This window comes from Kitasatospora sp. NPDC058046, from assembly GCF_042885595.1.
Classification (GTDB): Bacteria; Actinomycetota; Actinomycetes; order Streptomycetales; family Streptomycetaceae; genus Kitasatospora.
The window spans coordinates 1-19477 of sequence record NZ_JBHVRS010000039.1 but is presented as its reverse complement, the minus strand read 5'-3'; the positions used below and the strand labels follow the sequence as shown (position 1 = coordinate 19477).

Here is a 19477-nt window from a genome sequence, read left to right as displayed (position 1 = left end):
TGCACGAGGGTCGTCGGCCGTGCGGACGACACCGGTCGGCCCGTGCAGGGGGCGAAGGAGCTCGTCGGTACTGAGGCTGCGCCAGCCGGAGGTGCTGAGGTGGAGGCCAGGCCGTTTCAGCGGTCCGGGTGCGAGGAACCCGGGACGCAGGCTTACCCACCGGGAGTTGGGCCGGCATCCTCGGTGGGGTGGTGATCGGGCGGAGTCCTGGTATCGGCCGTCGACGAGGGCCACGCGGTCCCCGTACCGCTCGGCACCGCCACCGCGGTCGTGCGAATACCGCACGAGCTGGGCCGTGCCGCCGTCAGCGTGCTGGCCTGGTAAGCCCCCGCCCTGGTCGGACCGGTGCTCCTCGACCAGTGGGCCGGCGCCGTCGACGTCTTCGTGCCCGCGGCCTCGGCGGTGTGGCAGGGCGGGGACGTCCGGCAGATCGGCGGACACCAGGAGCCGCAGTCGCGGATCATGTGCCCCTCGCCCGGACGAACGACCCTGGGGCGCAGCTGGCTGCACCTGCCGAGGGCGTTGCCCGACCGCCCCGTGGTGCTCACCGACCCGCACCGCCTGGTCAAGGCCTTGGCCGTGGCCCGCAAGCGTCTGCCCGTGGCCGGGTGACAGGCCCGGCCTGTGAGCTTCCCGCCGCCGACCGCTGCACGGTCGCGTGGTCGGCGGCGGGACACCACCAGGACCGGGCCGCGGGCGGCCGATCCCCTTCCCCGCACTGATCCAGGGAGAGCAGCAGTGACGACCGATGGTCCGCGCTTCGAGGTCCTCCAGTTGTGGGCCGGGCCGAAGCCTCTGGGCGTGCCGTTCGCAGACGGTGTGCCGTTGATGCCCCTGGACGATGCGCTCGACCGCATCGCGGCCGAGCTGCCGCGACTTGGCGGCCCGTGCCTGGGTGACCCGTCGGTGGAACGGCTCGTGGAGGTCGTGGAGGACACCGCGTGGCGGTTGCGCCGGACCGACGGCAATGGACCGCGCCCGGTGCTGCTGTCCGCGCTGGCCCGCGAACTCGGGGGAGCCGACCAGGCACTGTGGCGGGGCGAGCACCGCGCGGCGCTGGACCGCGTGCGCCGGGTGTGCGTGATGATCGTGTGCCTGGACGAGATCGCCGCCCATGCCGCAGGTCCGTGCGCCCGTGCCGCAGCCGGTTACCTTCCCTGGAAGGCGTCGTGGTGATCAGCAACTCGATCTCCGGAGCCATGGTGTTGGGAGCGGCCGTCGTCAGGCTCCACGGCTTCTTCCGCCTTCGCGTCCGTTTGGAACGACGCGACGGCCTCCACGAGGCCTCCTTCGGCCTCGCCGTCTGCCTGATCACCCACCGACACGTCCGGCGCCCGTGTCAGGTCCCTTTTGCGCCGGGCACGCTGGTGGAGAAAATGGGCGTGGACACGGGCCTGGCTCCCATCGCAAAGTGGAACCCGTGGCTTCGGCCCCATCCGCTACATGTGCCGGGTGTGCAAGATGCCAAGGGCAAGCTGGGGTCTGCACGGATTCGGGGAACGCTAGTGGCGATCGTAGAGAAAACCGGCAGGCCGCAGCTAGAAGCGGCAGGGTGTCAGCTGAGTTGCTGCCGCCTGCGGTCCCGCCGGGACGTCAAATGGAGGCAAAGCTGCTGTGACCGACGATGGTAGGCCCGAACAGAGTCTGGCGGAGCGGATCGAGGCCCTGCGACGTGCCGCGACCCCGGTAGGGAAGCGGCTGCCGTCCGATGCCGCTGTCGCCACGGCGATAGCCGCCAGGGCCGGCGCTTCGCTCATCGACGAGAACACCCTCTACCGGCTTCGCACCGGCCGGAGCGTCAACCCGAGCATGAAGGTCCTGAAAGCGCTGGCCGACCACTTCGAGGTCTCCCCCGGCTTCTTCTTTCCGGGCTCCGTTTGGGGGCCCGAGGAGCACATGGCTCTGGCCGACGCTCTGCGGAGCCAGCAGGTCCGCCATCTGTGCGTGCGGCTGGGACGGCTGTCACCGGAGGAGCTCGCGCAGGTGGACCGGCTCCTGCCCAGCGAGGAGACGTGAGCGGGCTGTAGGGGTCGCGCACTCGCGGGGGCGCCGGACGGGGAGGAGGTTCGCACCCTTCGTGGTCTCGGCCCTCTGGCATGCCACCACCTGCGCCCGGCCGGACACGGATGAGGTCGACCATCACGGCGGGTCTCCGTCCTCGGGCGGCGTGGCGGATCCCGGCCAGGGGCTCAACGGCCACTCGCAGTGGTGCGGATCTTCCACGACTGGCCCTGCGGAGCCCTCCGCCGGCGGCGTCCGGCGGCGCTGTCGGATCTCCTGCCGGATGTGCCAGGCGCCGTACCAGTGCCACCGCCACAGGCTCCGTGCCGACTGCTCCTCCCGCCGGAACGCCGCGTGGCGCTGCGCCGCGGTCAGGCAGTCGGCCGCCACCGCCTCCTCCTTCAGTCCGGGCAGCGCCTCCTCGAAGAGGTCCGCGTCACCGAGCGGGTCCCGCGATCCGGGAGCTGCCCGACGGGCTTCGTCCAGGCTTCGGAACACATCCTCGCCGTACTCCCCGGTCTGAGTGTCCAGAGCCTGGGCATGGGTCCGCTCGGCCTCCGCGTGCCTGTGCAACCGGCGCCGGTGGGCGGGCGGCCAGTGCCCACGCACTACCACGCTCCACCAGGGGCGCAGGGCCTGGGCATCGAGGGCGGCTGCCTCCCGCCGGCGGCAGGCCGCGTCCTGGGCGATCCGGGCACGGTTCGCCTCTGCGTCCTGGGCCCGCCGCATCCACCCGGCCGCGGTGGCCAGCCGGTGGCGGCGCCGTTCCAGGGCCGTGGACTGCGGTCCCCGACCGCACAAGGCCTCCACACGCAGTCTGCCGGCACCGAAGGACATGGCGCGGGCGCGCTGGTCGGCCTGCCACATCGCCCACTCTGCACGCAAAAGGGCCTGGTCGAGGTCGTCGTCGCCGCGATGGCCGTGGGGACGCGGCGCGGCGCCCACGGTGTCCTGCCTGCCGTCGTTGTCGTTCCCGGCGGCGAGGGGTTCGGCGCTCCACCCGGCAGGCGGCTGAAGGTGGAAGGCGTCCTCCAGCGTCGGGTCGGCGGGATCCGGGCCGGGCTGCTCGGGAACCGCGGGTAGGTCGAGTTCGGCCTCCAGGGCGCGCAGCCACCGCTCGGCGGCGGCCCGTTCCTGGGCGGTGTGGGCCTCCAGGCGCAGGCTGTCCGGCATTTCGGGGTCCGGGTCGGGGGAGGTGGGGACGATGCCCTGCGCACGGCCCCAGGCGTTGAGGTCACAGGCCTGGTGGTAGCGGCGCCGCTCGATGGTGTCCAGGGTCTCCAGCGGCGCCGTGGTGTAGTTCTCCTCAAGTACGTACTCGAAGACGAGCTGTCCAAGCGGTTCGTCGGGCGCCGACGGGGAGGTGAGGAGCAGCCAGGCGCCGTAGAGGTGTTCCGGGTTGACGCCTGCCAGCAGGCGGTGCAGGGTTCCGGAGGAACGCAGGGCGTACAGGGCACGGGCGCCGGTCACGGCGTCGTGGTCGACGAGGGTGTAGAGGGTGTGGCCCACCTGCCAGGACGGGCCGATGCTGGTGGTCTCCGCCCCGACCTGGCGGCCGATGGGGTCGTCCTCCTCGATGGCGCGTTCCTCTTGCGGGATGCGCAGCCACGGCGAGTCGGCCCACCGGTTTCGTTCCGTCCACCAGTTGGGGTGCACCGCGCGCGTCCTCCTTGTCCGGTTACGGGATGACGGGGGCGGGCAGGGCGGCCAGTTGTCCGCGCACGGCTGCGCCGAGGAATCCGATGGCGCCGGGCGGTGTGCCGGCGGTGGTGAAGCCCTCGAGCCGGCGGAAGCCGGACTGGCTGAGGAACACGTCGGCCAGCGTGTTGCCCGGGTAGATGAAGGTGTCGTAGGCGACGAGGTCGGCGTTGGCCGGGTCGTCGAGGTCGTGGCCCTCGTCGGGTATGAGTTCCAGGCCGATCCAGCGCTCGCCGGTGGCGATCAGTGCGCCGAAGCAGGTCTCGCCGGTGAGGTCCGGGCCGGTCTCCACGTAGCCGTGTATGGTGACGGCCTCGTCGGGCAGGGCTCTGAGGTCGGTCTCGGACAGCCTGGACAGGTCCAGTTGCTGCTGGATCTGCCAGGTCGCCATCCACACGTCCGCCTCGCCCAGGACGGCGGCTTCCTCGACGACCGACCATCCGTGCGCGTTCCAGCCGGCCGTACCGCCGTGGATGTCCCACGCCATCGGTGTGCCTCCGTTTCCCCTGGTGCCGGTCGGCTCGGTGGGTCAGTCGGCCCGGCGCTCGTAGCCGTCGTCGTCGTGGCCGAAGGCGTCTTCGGTCCTGTGGCCCATCGCCTGCTCCCACTCCTCGTCGCTCACCATGTCGCGTTCCAACGGGGCTCCTCCTGGTCCGGCTTGCGAATGGGCCGGGACGGCGAGCGGTCATGGGGGACCTCGCCGTCCCGGGTGGCCGGTCCGGGTGGGCCGGGTCCTGGCCACAGTGCCCTGCCGCGGGCCCTGGGTGCATCCCGCCGAGCGGCGTTTCCCGCCCGGCGGGATGCGCCGTCCTCGGTTTCCTCCGGGCGGGATCGGAAGCCTTGTCAGCTGCCCGGCACTGCCCGTGCGGGCCTTTCATGGCAGGGCAGGGCCCGGCCCTGCGCGCCTGCTCGGCGGGCGGGCGGGTGCCGGAATTCGACGACGGGAAGGGACGGGCTCCATGGCCTTGAGCGACGGGCAGCTGTCCTCCTTGACGGATTTCGCCATCGCCCGGGCGGAGCGGCTTCGTTCCGGGCCGGTCGGTGTGGAGGCGATGCGTCAGCACATGGATGCGGGCGACGCCGTGCTGCTGGGCGACTTCCCGGGTGCCCCGGTGCGCTTCGTGGACCGGTGGTGGCGCGCGGGTGAGGGGTGGTGGGAGCCGTTGGAGGAGGCGTCTGTCGCGGCTCTGGACGAGGAGGCCCGGCGCTGGGCCTTGTCCCAGCAGGCCGTCTTCACGCAACAGGATCTGGACGTTCCGGATCCGATGGAGTCCCGGTGAGCGGCCCGGAGGCGTACTGTGAGGAGGCCCTGCTGGGTTCGGTCCTGCAGGATCCGCGCCGGGCATTGGAGGTGCGCGACTGGCTGCGGGCTGCGGACTTCGCGGATCCATGGCGCCGGGAGATCTACCGCACCCTGGTGGACCACCATCTCTACGCCCATCCGGTGGTTCTCGCCGCACCGCCCCTGCAACAAGGCCAGGCACTTGGCCGCCTGTTGCTGGAGTACCTGCACGCGTGGGCGAACGCCGACGGCTGGGCCAGCAGCGTCGACTGGCAGCAGGTCGCTGCCTACGTCACGAGCCTGCCCGCCAGCGCGCCCAACGCCGCCAACGCCGCCCAGTACGGACGGGTGGTGGCCCAAGCGAGCCTGGAGCGCACCGTCGGTGCGCAGGGGCAGTTCGCCGAACAGGCGGTGCTGGCTGCCGTCCTGGCCCGTCCCGAGGAAGGCTCGCGGCTGGCCGGCTGGCTCAAGGCCACCGACTTCCAGGACCCGTGGCTAGGGCAGATGTACAAGGCCCTGGTCGAGGAGAAGCTGTACGCCCACCCCGCCGTTACCATCCGTGTCTCCCCCGCCGGACGGCAGCAGACGCTGGCCCGGATGCTCTACGAGCAGTTGCAGTACAAAGCCGCTGATGAGCGCTGGACAGTCCACGCCTCCGCCTGGCCGGCCGTCGCACAGCAGATCCACGCCCTTACCACCACTCAACAGGTCCCCCACCCCGAGCACGCCGCCCAGCTCGGCCAGCGGGTCCTGCAGAGCAGCATTCAGCAGCAGGTCGCCCAGGGGTCCTGGCGCGTGGAGAACACCCTGCAGGTGCCTGGCGCACCCGCCGCCGAGATGCAGATCAACACCATGCTCGGCACCCTCCGGCAGCTGGAGGACCGTTGGGAGCAGGCCATTGGACGCGTCGAGGCCGTCGGCGCAGCGCTGGCCCCGCAGACCGTCCCGCGCCCGGAGATGGCGTTCACCGAGGACGCCGTGCTGTCGTCGCTGCTACGCGACCCGGGCCAACTGGAGGGGGTGGGCCGCTGGTTGCGTGCCGAGGACTTCACCCAACCGGGCCGGGCGCAGTTGTTCACCTCCCTCCAGGACGCCGTCGCCCACCGCGGCGCCGTCGACCCCGCGCTGCTGGTGTGGGATGCCCACCGTCGCGGCGCCGCCGGGCCCGGATCGCTCGCCCCCGAGCAGGTCTGGGCGATGTATCAGGAGGGGAGACCCGGCATCGCCCACGAAGGGGGCCGCCAGCTGGTTGAGGCCAGCATTGTGCACCACGTACGCTCCGCGACGTCCGCGATCAACACCGCCGTCGGCGATCCCACCGCCGCCCCCGGCATGGTTATCGGCACCGCCCGCGGACACCTGCAGCACGCCTCCGCCCAGGCCGCCCGCCTCACCCAGGCCACCTGGTCCACCGCGCGCACCGGCCAGGCAGCGCGGTGAGGCCCCCTGTCACCGCGGCGGTCCGCACGCCGGACGGCCTGCTCGCACCATGGCGCTGCCTGCCGCAGCTCGCCGGTGTCCTCACTCAGGCCTTCGCTCCCGTCGCGGCCCGTCCTGTGTGGCTGCGCGCCCTGTTCGCCCCGTTCTGGCTGATCGAGACCGTTGTCCACCGCTGTGAGGGACGGGTGATGGCGCGGGGCCCGGCAACGCTCGTGCTGCGCCGGCCTCAGTCCTGGGCACGAACGGCCCTGCACAGTGTGGTGCTCCTGCCCTGTGCCGTGGCCGCGTTCGTGGTGGTACTCGGCCCGGTCGCACTGGTGGGGGCCGTCGTTGGCGGCTCCGTCGCAGGGCCCGATGGCGGCCGGTACGCGGTGACCGCGGTGCTGCTGCTGGTCGCGGCTCTGCTGCTGTGGCAACTCGCTTCCCTCGTCCGGGCGGCCCGTGCAGGTGTGCGGCTGCGCCGTGATGTCAGGGGTCTGCGCGGGCCGTGGGCGGAGGTGGGGTCGCTGGCCGGCGGGCGCGACGGACAGGCGACCCGCGATCTGGTGCGCGCGGTCCTCGTCTGGGCTGATGACAACAAGGTCGCCCTGGTGGCGGTGGCCGCCGACGAGCGGCTCGCCCGTCTCTACGGACGGGCCGGTTTCACGCCGTTCTCCTCCACGTCGCCGGTCCTGGTCCGCCGGCCTCGCCCGGCCGGCACCTCCTGGCGCCCGGTGCCGCGGCCCGCTGGCGGGAGGGTGTTCGAGGCCACGCTGTGAGCGCAGGCGCCGGTACTGGACCGCCCAGGGGATGTATCCCGGGCGGTCCTTTGGCGAGGGGTCAGGCCGGCGGATCGTTCCAGGTCACCAGGAGCGCGCCCAGCGCGACTCCTGGGCCGAGGCCGAAGACCAGGCCGCGTCCGCCGTCGGCGGGGGGTGTGCGGTAGGTGCGTTCCAGGACGGAGAAGATGGTGGGCCCGCCCAGGTTGCCTTCCTCGGCGAGGACGTCGCGCGAGTGCTTGGTGAACTCTTCGTCGACGTCCAGGACGGTGGCGAGCTTGGCCAGGATCCTGGGCCCGCCCGGGTGGAGGATCCCAAAATCCAGGGGGGTGTCAGTGTTCTCGTCGAGCCACTTCAGCAGGACCGGGGCCAGGTTGGTGACCGAGCGCAAGGAGGCTCGGGTGGAGGAGAAGTAGTCGCCGCGTTTGTCCGTCTCCTTGCGGTAGCGGTCGGTGGTGTGGGGGATAACGTATTCGAGGGTGTGGTCGATTCTCAGACAGCCGTCCGGCCCGAGCGGGCGGGCGGAGACGACGGTTGCTGCCACCAGGTCGCCCCACAGCGCTTTGTAGATGAGGTCCTCGATTGACAGCAGCGACTGCTGGTACAGGGAGGACAAGAACTCCCCCGCGACGACGAGCACGTTGTCGTCCGGGTACCGGGCCAGGTGCTCCTCCGCCATGATCAGCGCCTGGGCTCCGCCCGCGCACGCGAGTTGCGTCATGGGGCGGCGTCGAATGTCGGGGCGCAGCGGGAGGGTGTTCTGCAGGTGGACGTCGAGTCCGGGCATGCGGTCGCCGGTCGAGCTGGTGGTGATGATGCAGCCGATGTCGGCGGGGGTGATGTCGGCGAGGTCCATGGCGGCCCGGGCGGCCTGTTGGGCGGCTTCGAGGATGGCGTCGAAGACGTCGTCTTTGCGCTGGGTGGGACTGCGCTCGGCGACTATCTCCTCGTAGGGGCGCAGGTAGCGCCGGGTTCCGGGGAGGTTGGTCAGCACTTTGCGGGCGAGGTCGAGCTCAGGGTGGTCGGGGTTCCAGGCGAGGATGTCGTCGCGGACACGGTCGGCGTCGACAACGTGCTCTCCGAGGATGAGGGCGGGGCGGCTGACGTAGGCCTTGGTGGTTTTCAACTCGGCGTCCTTCGGGTGTGCCCGCGGCGGCGGGCCGGATGAGGTGTGGTCGGCCCCCTGTGGGGTCCGGGCGTCCGGTTTGTTTGACAGGCGTGGGCAGCGGGGCATGGCCGGGCGGCTTCAGGGTGGTACGCCGGCAGGGCGGCGGGAGGGTTGTGGGGTGCTGCCCGGCTTAGGTGAACGGGCTGGGCCCATCCGGACAGTCGGTACCGGGGACGAGCCGAGGCCGTGGGAACGGCCCGTTGCACGGGCCGTTCACGCTGGCGGCGGTGTGGCCGACCGCAGATACCGGGCAGCACGGCTGTGTGTTCGCGGCGCGCGGCCGGGAGGGCGCGCACGGAACGTCCGGACCACGGCGGGGCCTTCTGGTCCTCGGTGTCCCCACGGCATTATGCGCAGCGGTGTGACAGCTGGGTGCCATGACATCTTTCCCCCGTCGGCGGGTGCTGGTGTCGATCACGCTACCTGTCGATACTGGATCCGCCATCGGCCGTGCGGAGGTGGGCACCGTGCCTCACCTTGTGCAGCTCGGAGATTGACGCATGGTCATGTGTTGTGTGCGACCGGCGCGGTGGTTGTCATGGCGTGCCGCCTCCGGCCGCCTGCTGCGTGATCTTGTACAGCTCGAAGCCGTCCAGGACGTGCTCCAGTGCGGCGCGGCGCGGGCCCGTGGTGCGCGCGGTGTCGGCGTCGCCGGCCGGCTCGAGGGAGGGGTCGAGGTCGAGCAGGTGATGTAGGCAGGCGTGCGTGAGTTGTGCGGCGCGAGCGACGAGCAGCGGCAGGGCGTCGGCGGGCTCTGGCGTGCAGGCCAGGGCGTAGCCGAAGGGTTCGGCGGCGCTCTCGTGGAGGGGGTGGCCGCCGGGCATCTGCTCGGCCAGCGCGAGGCGGGTGAGTTCGATGAAGCAGTGTCCGAGCCGGGTGGTGTCAGTGCTGAGCAGGTCGACGTCCAGCCGGTCGAGGACGTCGGTGATCTCGTGGGCGTGCGCGGCGCTCGGGGCCGACTGGTTCTCCAGGAGCCGGGCGGTCAGCGGGTGGCGCTGCAGGGAGGCCGCGCGCAGCGCCGTGCAGGACATGCGGGCGAGGGCGGCGGTAAGGGCGATCGCGGCGTCGTGCTCGGCCAGGGCCGGGTGGCGGCGTGACAGATCACGCACCGCGTGCTCGGTGGTGGTGGCCGCCGGGTCGGCGGCCCGGCGGACGAGGTCCAGCGCGAAGATCTCACTGTCCTCGTAGAGGCGCTGGTAGGGGTCGCTGGGCACAGCGTTCTCCGGTCGTGTGGCAAGACGGCCCGAACCGGACGGCCTGCAATCGGCTTGGTGGGTACGGGCGTTGCCCGGTGTCCAAGAAATACCACTGCGGTTCGAAGAAGGCTGGCCCACCCTGGAGTCGGCGGCATGTCACGTGGGGTTCCAGCTACGCTCGCCGCCATGAGTGATGACTTCTCAGAGGGCGCAGTCCGCTTGCACACCGGCGAGATGACCGCCGAGCCGGTACTACTGGTCGTCTGCGCTGCGCTGCGGCGCCTGCGCGACGGCGGCGTCAACGGCATGCTCGCCTTTGCCGACGTGGTCGCTCTCGCCCGTGACAGCACTTTCGTCCTACCTTATTCCTCCCAGCTCAGGGCCTCCCGGGAGGGTCTGGTCGACGAGGGCGGTCGCATGGAGCGGGGTGTCGCGGAGGTCGTCCGCGCCAGCGCTTCGGGCGTGGGCTACGACGTCCAGGTCCTGGACCCCGTCACGGGCCGGTCCCCGGCGCAGTGATCGCCGCGGAAGACTCCGGCTGGGAGGCCGCGTGCCGGAGGTGGAACCGGGAGAACCCGGAACTCGCCGCGGGCTTCGCCCGAGCCGCCGAGCGCGGCCGCCGCTGACGTCCCTCTTCGTGCCGGACTTGGTTGGCGGAGCGGGGATGCGGGTGAGGCACGCGCGGATTGTCCGCCCGTCCCTGACATGCGCCACGTCGTCAGATCGACTCGGCTGCCTCGTTGGGGACGCGGTCTTGTCGCGGGCCGTTCACCTCGGCCTGCGAGAGTAGGGCCCTGTTCAGGGTGCCGATGCTGACGGCCGGGTGGTCGGATTCGACTGCGGTCTTCTGGCCGACGGGCCGGTGGGGTCGGGCGAGGCCGGCCGGAGCTGGTGGCGGCGGGTCGGCGGGCGGCTCCTCAGGGTGGAGGTCGTGCCGAAGCCGGGCGATTCTCGATCCCGGCCCCAGGCCGCTCCCGTGAGCGGTTTCCCGTTGGCGACCTCGCCCGCGACGTTCGTACTCTCCACCGAACATCGCGATGAGTGCCTGCGGTGGCGCGCTGGATGCCGTCGAGGACGCGTGAAGCCGCCATGACGGGATTCGCAGGTGAGTCCCGGCGGGCTGACGCCTCGCGTGGTGTGGAAGCCGGGTCCCGGCCACGCCGACTGAGGCCTGCCCTGCGCTCCCGCCGCGGGCTTACGCCCTGGCGAGTACGGGAACGGGAGCGCACTGGTGCTGACGCTGCTCCTGGCGGCCTAGATCCTTGGTGTCCTTTGTCTCCTCTGTGTCCTTGATGCCCTTGGTCTTGCGGCGGGCGGCGCGACGCCGGATGGCACGCAGTTCGCCCTCACTGACGCCTCCCCACACCCCGGTCTCCTGGTTGGTGGCCAGAGCCCACCGTAGGCATCGGGCGCGTACCGGGCAGCGCCTGCACACTGCCTTGGCGTTCTCGATCTGCAGCAGGGCCGGGCCCCGGTTGCCGGCGGGGAAGAACAGCTCCGGGTCCTCTTCGCGGCACAGGGCGCGCTCCAGCCAGTCGCGCGGCAGAGGTTGGGGGCTTTCACGGCGGGTCATCGCGTTCCTCGATTCACGGTGGCGGGACGGGGCTCCTGCCGGGGCGTGTCCCGGGCTGGGCGTGGCTTTGGTGCTGTGCTGGCGACGGCCGACCCGGTGGTGGCGGTGGTCGGGAGGGCGCCGGTGAGACGCTCGACGAGCTGCCGGCGGTGGCGGGTCAGGCGGTCGGCGCCGTCGTCGCGCGGGGGTGGTGCGGGCAGTTCCATTACTGCGCGTAGGGCTCTCAGTGCCGCTGCGGTGGCGGGTCTGTCCTTGGTGACGATGTCGTCGAGGCGCCGGCGGGCGGCGTCGCGGCGGGAGCGTGCCTGGGTGATCTGCTCGGCAGCGGGCCGCAGGTGGGCGCGCGGGTCGCGGTCCTGGGCGAGGAGGTCGTCCAGCTCGCGGCCGAGGACGGCGACGGCGTTCTGCACGCGCGGGGCGGCCTGGTTGTCGATGCCGTCGGCGAGCCGGTCGGCCAGGCGGTGGTCGGGTCGGGGGTAGTGGGCGGCGATGGTGGCCCGCACCGCGGCGCGCTGTTCGGTGAGGGCGTCGTCCAGAAGGGAGCGGGCGGCGTCGAAGGTCGCCGTATAGGCGGCCTGCTCCGCGAAGTGGACTTCCATCGGACGCAGGCCCATCGCCTGGGCCCCTGCGCGGGCCGCCCGGCCGGCTTCGCCCGCTGTGTCGTGCAGGTGCGGCTCGTGGGCGGTGGCGGCGCGTTCGGCGGCGGCAAGGGCGAGCAGGCGTCCGAGGACGGCGTGACGCCCGCGGGTCTCGGCGGCCAGCGTGTGCGCGGCAGTGGTGGTGTTGCCCTGGTCGGCAAAGGACCAGCGGCCCTCGCTGGCCTCGCGGCGGGCCCGGGCGACGTGGGTGTAGGCCTGGGTAAGGGTGGCGTCGGTGTCCTGCGCCGCCCGCTGTGCGGAGGGCACCCGGCGGCGCCAGTCGAGAGCGGCGTCGGCGTCGCCGACGGGCTGGCCGGGCAGCGGCAGAGGTCGGGGCGGCTGAAGGACTGCGGCGGCGGCAGTCTTCACTCTCCGGCGCGCCTCATCGTCCAGCCGCAGGTGGTCCAGGGCCCCGGCGAGCGCGGTGTCCAGGCGCCGATGGTCCGCCTCTTCGGCGTGGGCGGTGCCGCCGGGCTCCGGGTCGGCGGTGTCGGAGTGCACGCGGGCGGTGAACGCCTGGATCCGGCCCGGGTGCCGGGCCGGATCCAGGACGAGGAGGTCACGCTGCAGGTCGACGGCGTCCTCGCGCCAGCGGGCGCGCTGGTCGGCGGTGAGGCCGGCGGGAGGCTGCGCGGTGACGGGGTCCAGGTCGGCCAGGCGCTCCAGGTACCAGGTGGCCGCGGCCAGGACCGCCGGTTCCTGGCGCGCCGGCCAGGAGGTGTTCAGGATCCGCCAGTTCGCGGCGAGCCGCAGCCGGTCCTCCGCGCAGAAGGGGCCGGCGGCCTGGCGGATGGCGCGAGCAGTGCGCAGGGCCGCCATCACCAGCGACGCGTGCGGCTCCTCGGCTTGCGGGTAGTGCGAGGCGAGCTCGGCGAGCACGTCGGCGCCGGGCAGCGCGGCGAACGCCGCGCCCCAGGCGCTCCCGGCGCGGACCCAGTCCGGGCCGCCTGGCGCGGCACCGGGCGGTTCGTCCTGACGGTCCCACAGACGGTCCTCGAGCCAGTCGGCCTGCGCCGTGCATAGCGTGTCGCGGCGCGCATCATCCTGGGGAAGCTCCACGAGCGCCCGGTGCACGATGTCGCCCGGTCTGATCGGCACCAGGGCGCCGTCGTCCGCGGTGGCGTGCGCCATGACCTCCAGGTGCCCGAGGCGGTCGGTGTCGAGGAGGAAGTGCGCGGCGGCGGCCGGGTCGGCGGTGAGTATCGAGGGCCCGTCGGTCCCCCCGAGGTAGGGGTCGGTGTAGACGCTGGTGAGCGCGTACTGCACAGGCTCGGACGGCGGCGAAGGCGAGGTCAACGGCCTGTCTCTCTCCTGTGGCGGGGGCGGGTGGAGTCGGGAAGGTGATCGTGCGCGGGCGACGACTGTGTGGGCAACCAGGGGCGGCATCCTGGTCCCGGTGGGCGGGAGAGGTGGCCGGCCTCTCCCATCTGGCGGGATCGGGCGCCGCTCGGTGGGGCTGCGACGGGCGGGTGTCCTATCGGCGACGACCGCCGGAACGGCGGGGGCGGGAGGGTTTGGGGCTGGACGCCCGGCATGGCGGCGGGCCGGCCGGAGTGCCGGCACCGGCTTGGGCGGCCTGCTCGGCGGCGGCCTGAAGGCGTTCGCGGTCGGCTTCGCGGCGCACGCGCAGCAGTTGCAGGCGGTCGGTGATGCGGGCGGTGCGGTAGAGGTCCAGGGCCTTCGCAAGGTACTGCCACTCGGCGGCCTGGTCGCTCTCGGGGGGCGTGCCTAGCGGGTCGGTGCCGCTGACCGCGTGGCGCAGCCGCCAGTCGGCGATGGCCGCCACCAGGCGCCGGTAGAGGTGCTGCTGGGCGGTGTCGTCCTCGTCGGGGGCGGGGATTTGCTCGATCCACTCCTCGGGGGTGCTCTGTCCGGCGAGGGTCGCGGCGAGGGCGTCCTGGGCCAGGCGTTCGGCGCGGGGCAGCAGGACCGGTGCGGCGGGCCTGCGGTCGGCCTGAGAAGCCACGGCGGGTGGGGCGGTGGCCGCCGGGTACGGCTGCGTCCTGGGGGGCGGGGGGTGGGTGCCTCGCAGCAGTCGCAGTCGGGCGAGGTTCTCGAGGGCCTGGCGGGTGAGCTGTTCGGGCGGTGCCGGGGGGTGGGGCTGGTGGGCGGTGCGCACGCGGTGGTGCAGGGCTCGGATGCGCTCCTCGAGGGCGCTCCATGCGGCGGAGTGCTGTCCGGCGTCGGGTTTGGGGCCCGGTCCCGGTATGTGGGCGGGGATCTGGTGGATGGTGCGCCAGGCGTCGGTGAGGGCGGCGGTGCGCTCCCACCGCGCGCGCAGTGCGCGGCCGGCGGCGTGGGGTGGAAGGGGGCCGAGCGGCGCGGCCCAGGTGGGGATGTCGGCGGCGAGTTGGGCGCCGCGGGCGGCGAGGTGGCGGTCGACGACGTCGCGCCGCTCGGTGAGGTGGCGCCGCCAGTTCTCGGGGGTGTGCGGGTCGCCCAAGGCGGCGGCGGGGGTGAGCCAGTCGGGCAGATCCGCGGCGTCGCCACCGGTGGGCGGCCGGTCGGGCAGTAGCCGGCGCAGGTGTCGCTCCGCGCCTGCGCGGGCGGTGATGGCCTCCGCCCGCTGCCAGGCGTCGCGGGCGGCTGCTGTACGGATCCGGGCCCGCTCGGCGTCGGCGGCGGCCGCGGCGCGGGGGTTGGGCGCGGCGGCCGGTGAGCCGGGCCGGGTGCGCTGGTAGTCCTCCCGGGAGCGATCGCGCCACGGCATCGCCCGGCGCAGCGCCTGCTCGACGCGCAGGCGCACCAGGTCGTGAACGGCGGCGAGTTCGGCCTGGTGGTCGCCTTCGTCTTCGGCCCGCAGGCAGGCGCGCCGCTTCGCGCGGAGTCTGTCGGCGAGCTGGCCGGAGGTGAACGTGCCGTACGGGCGGTGCGGCCAGGCCGGGTGGCGGCGTCCGTCGGCGGTCACGGGTCTGGGTGCGGCGGCGCTCTGCGCGTCGGCGGCGTGCAGTTCGTCCAGGGCGCGGGCCCTGTGGGCCTGCGCGAGTGCGGCAATGCGTTCCAGCTGGTCGTCGGACAGGGTGCGCAGCAGGCGGGCGTTCGGGTGGGGGTCGGCGTCGGCGCGGGTTTCGGCGGCGCGGGCGGTGCGCAGGTATCGGTCGATGCGCCAGGCCAGGACCGCGCCGGGTACGTCGGTGCCGGCCAGGGTGCCTTCCCGGTGGGCGGCGGTCAGGATCCGGTCGGGGGTGAAGCCTGCTTTCTCCGCGCGCCCGAGTGCGTTGACGATGGCGGTGAACGCGTCGTCGGCGAGCAGAGGTTCGGCGGCGCTGCCCAGCGCGGTGCGGGCGGCCGCGGCGTAGCGCAGCCGGGTGGCCCGCTCGGCGGCGTCGGCGTATTCGGCGGTCAGTTGGCGGATGCCCCAGGCGCGTTGCTGTTCGTCGCGGATGCTCTGGCGGGCGGAGGGTGCGAAGGAGGAGTAGGACGCGATCCGGGTTAGTGCCTGGTCGAGGGTCTGGTCGGCTTCGAGGGCGATGTAGAGGTGGTTTCCGGTGCGGCCGCGGGTGGCGGCGACGTAGGCGGCCTCGCGGGAGGTGCGGGTGGTGAGCAGGGCGTGGGAGCGGGTGACGGTCATGCCCTGGGCGCGGTGGATGGTGGAGGCGTAGCCGAGCTCGCAGTGCTCCTTGAGGTAGTCGGCGGGCAGGGTGAGGCGGCCGCGGTGCTGGGTGTGGCGCACGATCGCGTCGCCGGCGGGGGTGTAGCGCTCGATCGCCCACACGTCGCCGTTCTTGACGAAGTCTTTCCCCCCGCGGCAGGTGAGTCGGCGCTGGTTTCGGCGGGTCACGATCAGGTCTCCGACGTGCGCCTTGTGGCCGTCGTGCAGCGTGACGGGGCGCGGGCGCCATCGTGAGGGGGCCAGGAGCTGGCCGCGTTCCATGCGCCAGGCCTGCGCGCGGCGGTTGAGGGCGGCGGTCAGGTCGCGGTCGGGGGCCATCATCAGTGGCGTGCGCCCGGCGCTGAGATCCGTGCGCCAGGCGGTGAAGACGGCGTCCGCCATCGTGTCGGTGGTGCCGCCCTGGATGCGGCCCTGTTGCCGGTACCAGGTGAACGCCTCGTGCGCGTCGCCGTCGCGCAGTTTGAGGGAGGCGTCGGCCTCTTCGGGGTGGCGGAAGCGGTGGACGGTGGTGAGGTGGACGGCGCCGACCTCGCTCTTCAGCAAGGAGAGTGCGCCGCCTGCTTCGACGGCGGCGAGTTGCGCGGGGTCGCCGATCAGACGCACGTGCGCACCGGCCCGTTCTGCGCGGCGCACGATGGCGGCGAGTTGGGTGGTGGCGGCCATGCCGGCCTCGTCCACGATGATCACGTCGCCTTTTCGCAGGCGCTCGGCGCGGGGCAGGACGAGTTTCCCGGCGTCGGCGAGGCGCTGGCGGCGCAGCCACGAGTGGAGGGTGTGTGCGGGGCTGGCGAGCTCTTCGGCCATGACGTGGGCGGCGCGGGCGGATGGGGCGAGTGCCACCGTGGTGTGGCCGGCGGCGGTGATGGCGTTCGCGGCCAGGCGCAGGGCGGTGGTCTTGCCGGCGCCGGCGGGTCCGATCGCGGCGACCAGCACCCGGTCGGAGGTGGCGAACGCCTTGGCCATGGCGCGTTGCCCGGTGTCCAGGGGGCCCTTGTGGCGGGCGGCGGCGCGCTCGAACGTCCGTGGCGGGCAGGCGGGGGTGGTGCGGCGGCGGGCGGCGGCGACGATGCGGTCCTCGGCGGCGAGGATCTGCTCGGTGGTGTAGAGCTCGGCGCCGCGGCGCCGGTAGACGCTGGTGCCATCGGCGCGCTGCAGCGGGGTGAAGGGCGGGTTGATGTCGGGTGGGGTGAGGTCCAGGCACAACCGGGCCAGGGCGTGCTCGCAGATCTGCTCGGCCCAGCCCTCTCCGCCGCGGCCCATCGTGGCGCGGGTGACATGGCGGCGGGCCTCGGCCAGCAGGTGCCGCCTGCCGAAGACGGCGCGGTGCAGGGACACGGTGGCCACCACCTCGCGGGCGGCCGCGTCCACGTCCAGGCGGGGCGGGCCCTTGTCCCGGCGCATGTCTTGGGCCGCTTTGCGGGCGTTCGCCAGCAGGTTGTCGACCAGGGGGCGGCCGAATGCCGCCGCCACACCCAGCTGCCAGTTCTCTCGCAGTACCGCGAGCGGGCGGGCTCGCTTCTTGGCCGGGCGGGTCCGGAGGGTGGCACTGCGCATCATGGCCAGGCGGGCCCGCCGGGAGGGCTCCTTGCCGTGGGTGGCGCGGTAGGCGGCGAGCAGCCGGGGCATCTGCTCGCGCACGGCTGCCGCTCTGGCGGAGCTCGCGTCGATCAGCCCCGGGCCGACACCGGCGATCTCCATGACCGGGCGCCGCCCCTCCGCGCTGGGGCGCCCGGTCACCGCGAGGTCCAAAGCGGTGCACACCCGCCGCAGGACCTCCTCGTCGTAGAGCTCGGACGCGGCGACGGCCTGGGCCAGCAGCAGCCGACCGTCGATGGTGCGCCACCGCCCGTCCGGGCCCTGCACCTTGTTGGCGATCAGCACGTGGTCGTGCAGGAGCGCATCGCCGCACCGCGAGTCGAAGTGCCGGAACCGCGCGGCCACCATGCCCGCGGTGACGTCGTGCTGCGCGACGCCTGCGGGGCCGGTGCGGGTGGCCAGCGCGTTGTCCTCGATCCACGCCAGGGTGATCGCGATGGCCTCCTCGTGGGCCCTCTCCACAGCCATGCGTACCGCCTCGTCGCCCAGCGCCCACAGCAGGCTGACGCTCTTGGGCGGGCGGAACACCGGATGGAATGCGGCCACGGGCTGGCGCGGCGGCCGGGTGGAGCGCGTGATGTACCGGTTCAACTCGCTGCCGTCCCTGGGCTCGCGCTCGAACTCTGCGCGGAACGCCTGCGCACCCGCCCGCCGACGTACCGCCCGGCGCTCGTCCGCGGTGGCCAGCCGCCCGGCGCGCTGCTCCCAGTCCTTGGTCTGCTCCTCGATCGCCACAGCGAGGGCCGTCGGTTGCTGCCCGAAGCCGTAGAACGCGGCGCCCAGACGCGCCGCCCGCTGCGCCTGGCGGACGGTCGCTCCGGCGCGTAGCCGCTCGGCGGTGATCTCGTCCGCGCGCGGGTGGAGTCCCTCACCGAACAGGGCTCGCATCTGCGGTTCCGTCACTTGGCCCGCGACGCCGAGAAGGGCGACGGCCCGGCCCTGCCACTGCCCGGGCGGCACCCCACTAGCCTTCTGGTACTCGGCCAGGGCCCGGTTGCGAGGCCGCAGGTCGTCACCGCTGGCGACCTGCCGCATCAGGTAGACATAGCCGTCTCCCGGCGTCATCTTCCCGAAGTCCACCGTCATGGGCGCCAGGGTCGGCGCTCGCCGTGCAGGAATGCAAGACCTGTCGGGAACTTGGCCCCTGTCCCTGGGCCCTGGTGGTCGGGCGCCCCCTGGTACTCGGATCGGCCGCACACCGCCCCCGGGTGCGTTGTCGCAGGCCCGGGGCCTGGCAGCGGTTGTGGGGGTGGGGTGGCGGCGCGGAGTGGGCCCATGTCACCGGGTGGGAAGTGCCTGCGGCCCCGGTACGGAGGATCCCGCCTGGCGGGATCCGGCGGGCACGGGCTTTCCGCGGGAGGGCGGTGGCGGGTTGCCTGGTGGCCGGCACGGCATCCGGGCTCGTTCTTGCCCGGGTGGCCGTGGAGGTTCCCGGTGCGGGTGAGTGAGAGAGGCGGGATGGGCATGGCGAAGGGGGTCACGCGCAAGGCTGTCGGGTCGGTGGCGGCTCGGCGGCGGGCGCGGGAGTTGCGCAGCGAGTACGCGGCCCGTGATCTGGCGTTGTTGGAGGGGGCGGAGGAGTTCCTGACGGTCCAGGAGCGGGCCGCGGCGATGGTGGAGGGCATCGACGAGCAGATCAGGAAACTGGAGGCGGCGCGGGAGCGGGCGCTGCGTGATGGGTGGGAGCAGGGCGCTGTGGTGGCGGCGCGGATGCGTGGCCTTCGGGTGCGGGGGGTGGCGGTTCGTGAGGACGAGGTCGCGGACCGGCTGGGGGTGGAAGTGGGTGAGCTGCGGCGGATGGTCTCACGCGTGAAGGCGTCCGATGGCGGGAGCGTGGGGTCGACGGACGGTACGACGCCGACGGGTGGAACACAGCGGACACCGGGTGGCGGCGGGCCGAGGGCAACGGCGCGGCCCACGGTGGGCTCGGCTGCGGGGTCTGTGGCGGACGGCGCGGGCCCGGCTGCTGGAGCGGCGGCAGCGGGGCCGGGGCCGGGGCCGGGGCCGGGGCCGGCTGATGGTGTGCGGGGGGTGCGGTGATGGTCCAGGTGTCCGAGGTGGCGGCTGGTGAGCTGGACCCGACGTGGCTGGGGGGTGTGTTCGAGGTGGTGGAGGAGGGCCAGGACGGTCCGCTGGTCCACGGGATGCGGCTGGTGTCGTACCGGAAGGTGGCGGGACGGGAGCGGGTGGTGCTGGTGGGGGAGAACACCAGCGTGGTGGTGGAGTCGTCGGTGCGCTTGTCGTTCCGTTTCGAGGCGGCGGTGCCGGGCCGGTGGACGGGAGCAGTGGTGGACGGGGCGGTGGCGCAGCCGGTCGGTGCGGGGCTGGCGGCGGACGGGTATCCGCCGCCCGGGCAGCCGGTACCCGGGTCTGTCCCGGTGGTGCAGCCGGGGCCAGGTGCTCCCCCACCGGGACAGGGTGGTCCTGTGGCACCGTGGATGCGCAGGCCGCCGACGGGCTGAGCGCGTGCACAACCATCGGCTGCCGCGCCGCATCCCGGGTCCACCGACCCGG

15 protein-coding genes and 2 pseudogenes are annotated in these 19477 nt (G+C 73.2%); 10 read left to right on the top strand and 7 right to left on the bottom strand.

The window, feature by feature from the left end:
* Nucleotides 1-345: 345 nt before the first annotated feature.
* The 4 genes and pseudogenes from ACFVU7_RS42530 (at nucleotide 346) to ACFVU7_RS42515 (ending at nucleotide 2016) form a co-directional block, all read left to right on the top strand.
* A complete protein-coding gene (locus ACFVU7_RS42530) occupies nucleotides 346-612 on the top strand; it encodes a hypothetical protein (RefSeq protein WP_388051701.1) in 267 nt (88 codons plus the stop codon).
* Nucleotides 613-738: 126 nt separating this feature from the next.
* Nucleotides 739-1176: a hypothetical protein gene (locus ACFVU7_RS42525; RefSeq protein ID WP_388051698.1), complete on the top strand. Its 438-nt coding sequence runs from the start codon at nucleotides 739-741 to the stop codon at nucleotides 1174-1176.
* Nucleotides 1177-1223: 47 nt separating this feature from the next.
* Nucleotides 1224-1331: pseudogene (locus tag ACFVU7_RS42520) on the top strand (IS5/IS1182 family transposase); the annotation flags it as partial.
* 283 nt (nucleotides 1332-1614) lie between these two features.
* Complete coding sequence (locus ACFVU7_RS42515) at nucleotides 1615-2016, top strand: helix-turn-helix domain-containing protein (RefSeq protein ID WP_388051695.1); 402 nt, start codon at nucleotides 1615-1617, stop codon at nucleotides 2014-2016.
* 123 nt (nucleotides 2017-2139) lie between these two features.
* Here the strand turns inward: ACFVU7_RS42515 and ACFVU7_RS42510 are convergent, their stop codons facing one another.
* Together ACFVU7_RS42510 and ACFVU7_RS42505 are read right to left on the bottom strand one after the other, a co-directional pair.
* On the bottom strand, nucleotides 2140-3657 hold the full coding sequence (locus ACFVU7_RS42510) for a hypothetical protein (protein WP_388051692.1): 1518 nt from the start codon (nucleotides 3655-3657) through the stop codon (nucleotides 2140-2142).
* Nucleotides 3658-3679: 22 nt separating this feature from the next.
* A complete protein-coding gene (locus ACFVU7_RS42505; protein WP_388051689.1) occupies nucleotides 3680-4186 on the bottom strand; it encodes a hypothetical protein in 507 nt (168 codons plus the stop codon).
* Nucleotides 4187-4658: 472 nt separating this feature from the next.
* Between ACFVU7_RS42505 and ACFVU7_RS42500 the strand changes: the two genes are divergently transcribed.
* The 3 genes from ACFVU7_RS42500 to ACFVU7_RS42490 are packed head-to-tail and all read left to right on the top strand — an operon-like array spanning nucleotide 4659 to nucleotide 7179.
* Complete coding sequence (locus tag ACFVU7_RS42500; RefSeq protein ID WP_388051686.1) at nucleotides 4659-4979, top strand: hypothetical protein; 321 nt, start codon at nucleotides 4659-4661, stop codon at nucleotides 4977-4979.
* Nucleotides 4976-6421 carry a DnaB-like helicase N-terminal domain-containing protein gene (locus ACFVU7_RS42495; RefSeq protein ID WP_388051683.1) on the top strand — a complete coding sequence of 482 codons (1446 nt, stop codon included), beginning with the start codon at nucleotides 4976-4978 and terminating at the stop codon, nucleotides 6419-6421. Before ACFVU7_RS42500 ends, ACFVU7_RS42495 begins: the two co-directional genes overlap by 4 nt.
* On the top strand, nucleotides 6418-7179 hold the full coding sequence (locus ACFVU7_RS42490; protein WP_388051680.1) for a hypothetical protein: 762 nt from the start codon (nucleotides 6418-6420) through the stop codon (nucleotides 7177-7179). Before ACFVU7_RS42495 ends, ACFVU7_RS42490 begins: the two co-directional genes overlap by 4 nt.
* 61 nt (nucleotides 7180-7240) lie before the next feature.
* Here ACFVU7_RS42490 and ACFVU7_RS42485 read toward each other — a convergent pair whose 3' ends face one another.
* A complete protein-coding gene (locus ACFVU7_RS42485) occupies nucleotides 7241-8305 on the bottom strand; it encodes a PhlD (RefSeq protein WP_388051678.1) in 1065 nt (354 codons plus the stop codon).
* Nucleotides 8306-8883: 578 nt separating this feature from the next.
* Complete coding sequence (locus ACFVU7_RS42480; protein ID WP_388051675.1) at nucleotides 8884-9561, bottom strand: hypothetical protein; 678 nt, start codon at nucleotides 9559-9561, stop codon at nucleotides 8884-8886.
* 168 nt (nucleotides 9562-9729) lie between these two features.
* Here ACFVU7_RS42480 and ACFVU7_RS42475 point away from each other — a divergent pair, with 168 nt between their 5' ends.
* On the top strand, nucleotides 9730-10062 hold the full coding sequence (locus tag ACFVU7_RS42475) for a hypothetical protein (RefSeq protein ID WP_388051672.1): 333 nt from the start codon (nucleotides 9730-9732) through the stop codon (nucleotides 10060-10062).
* 778 nt (nucleotides 10063-10840) lie between these two features.
* On the opposite strand, the pseudogene ACFVU7_RS42470 reads toward ACFVU7_RS42475, so the two are convergent.
* From ACFVU7_RS42470 to mobF, 3 genes and pseudogenes are all read right to left on the bottom strand, one after another.
* Nucleotides 10841-11116, bottom strand: a pseudogene (locus ACFVU7_RS42470) (WhiB family transcriptional regulator); the annotation flags it as partial.
* Nucleotides 11113-13050, bottom strand: a complete 1938-nt coding sequence (locus ACFVU7_RS42465) for a hypothetical protein (protein ID WP_388051670.1) — start codon at nucleotides 13048-13050, stop codon at nucleotides 11113-11115. The gene ACFVU7_RS42465 and the pseudogene ACFVU7_RS42470, both read right to left, overlap by 4 nt.
* A gap of 178 nt (nucleotides 13051-13228) precedes the next feature.
* On the bottom strand, nucleotides 13229-18049 hold the full coding sequence (gene mobF / locus ACFVU7_RS42460) for a MobF family relaxase (protein ID WP_388051667.1): 4821 nt from the start codon (nucleotides 18047-18049) through the stop codon (nucleotides 13229-13231).
* A 372-nt stretch (nucleotides 18050-18421) separates the two neighbouring features.
* Here mobF and ACFVU7_RS42455 point away from each other — a divergent pair, with 372 nt between their 5' ends.
* A complete protein-coding gene (locus ACFVU7_RS42455; RefSeq protein ID WP_388051664.1) occupies nucleotides 18422-19003 on the top strand; it encodes a hypothetical protein in 582 nt (193 codons plus the stop codon).
* A complete protein-coding gene (locus ACFVU7_RS42450) occupies nucleotides 19003-19425 on the top strand; it encodes a hypothetical protein (protein ID WP_388051661.1) in 423 nt (140 codons plus the stop codon). The genes ACFVU7_RS42455 and ACFVU7_RS42450 overlap by 1 nt, the downstream gene beginning before the upstream one ends.
* The last annotated feature ends 52 nt before the right edge of the window (nucleotides 19426-19477 follow it).

Excerpts from the sequence above, each read along its gene's own strand:
- ACFVU7_RS42505 (WP_388051689.1), bottom strand. The coding sequence starts at position 4,186 with ATGGCGTGGGACATCCACGGCGGTACGGCCGGCTGGAACGCGCACGGA.
- ACFVU7_RS42500 (WP_388051686.1), top strand. The coding sequence starts at position 4,659 with ATGGCCTTGAGCGACGGGCAGCTGTCCTCCTTGACGGATTTCGCCATC.
- ACFVU7_RS42475 (WP_388051672.1), top strand. The coding sequence starts at position 9,730 with ATGAGTGATGACTTCTCAGAGGGCGCAGTCCGCTTGCACACCGGCGAG.
- mobF (WP_388051667.1), bottom strand. The coding sequence starts at position 18,049 with ATGACGGTGGACTTCGGGAAGATGACGCCGGGAGACGGCTATGTCTAC.
- ACFVU7_RS42455 (WP_388051664.1), top strand. The coding sequence starts at position 18,422 with ATGGGCATGGCGAAGGGGGTCACGCGCAAGGCTGTCGGGTCGGTGGCG.
- ACFVU7_RS42450 (WP_388051661.1), top strand. The coding sequence starts at position 19,003 with ATGGTCCAGGTGTCCGAGGTGGCGGCTGGTGAGCTGGACCCGACGTGG.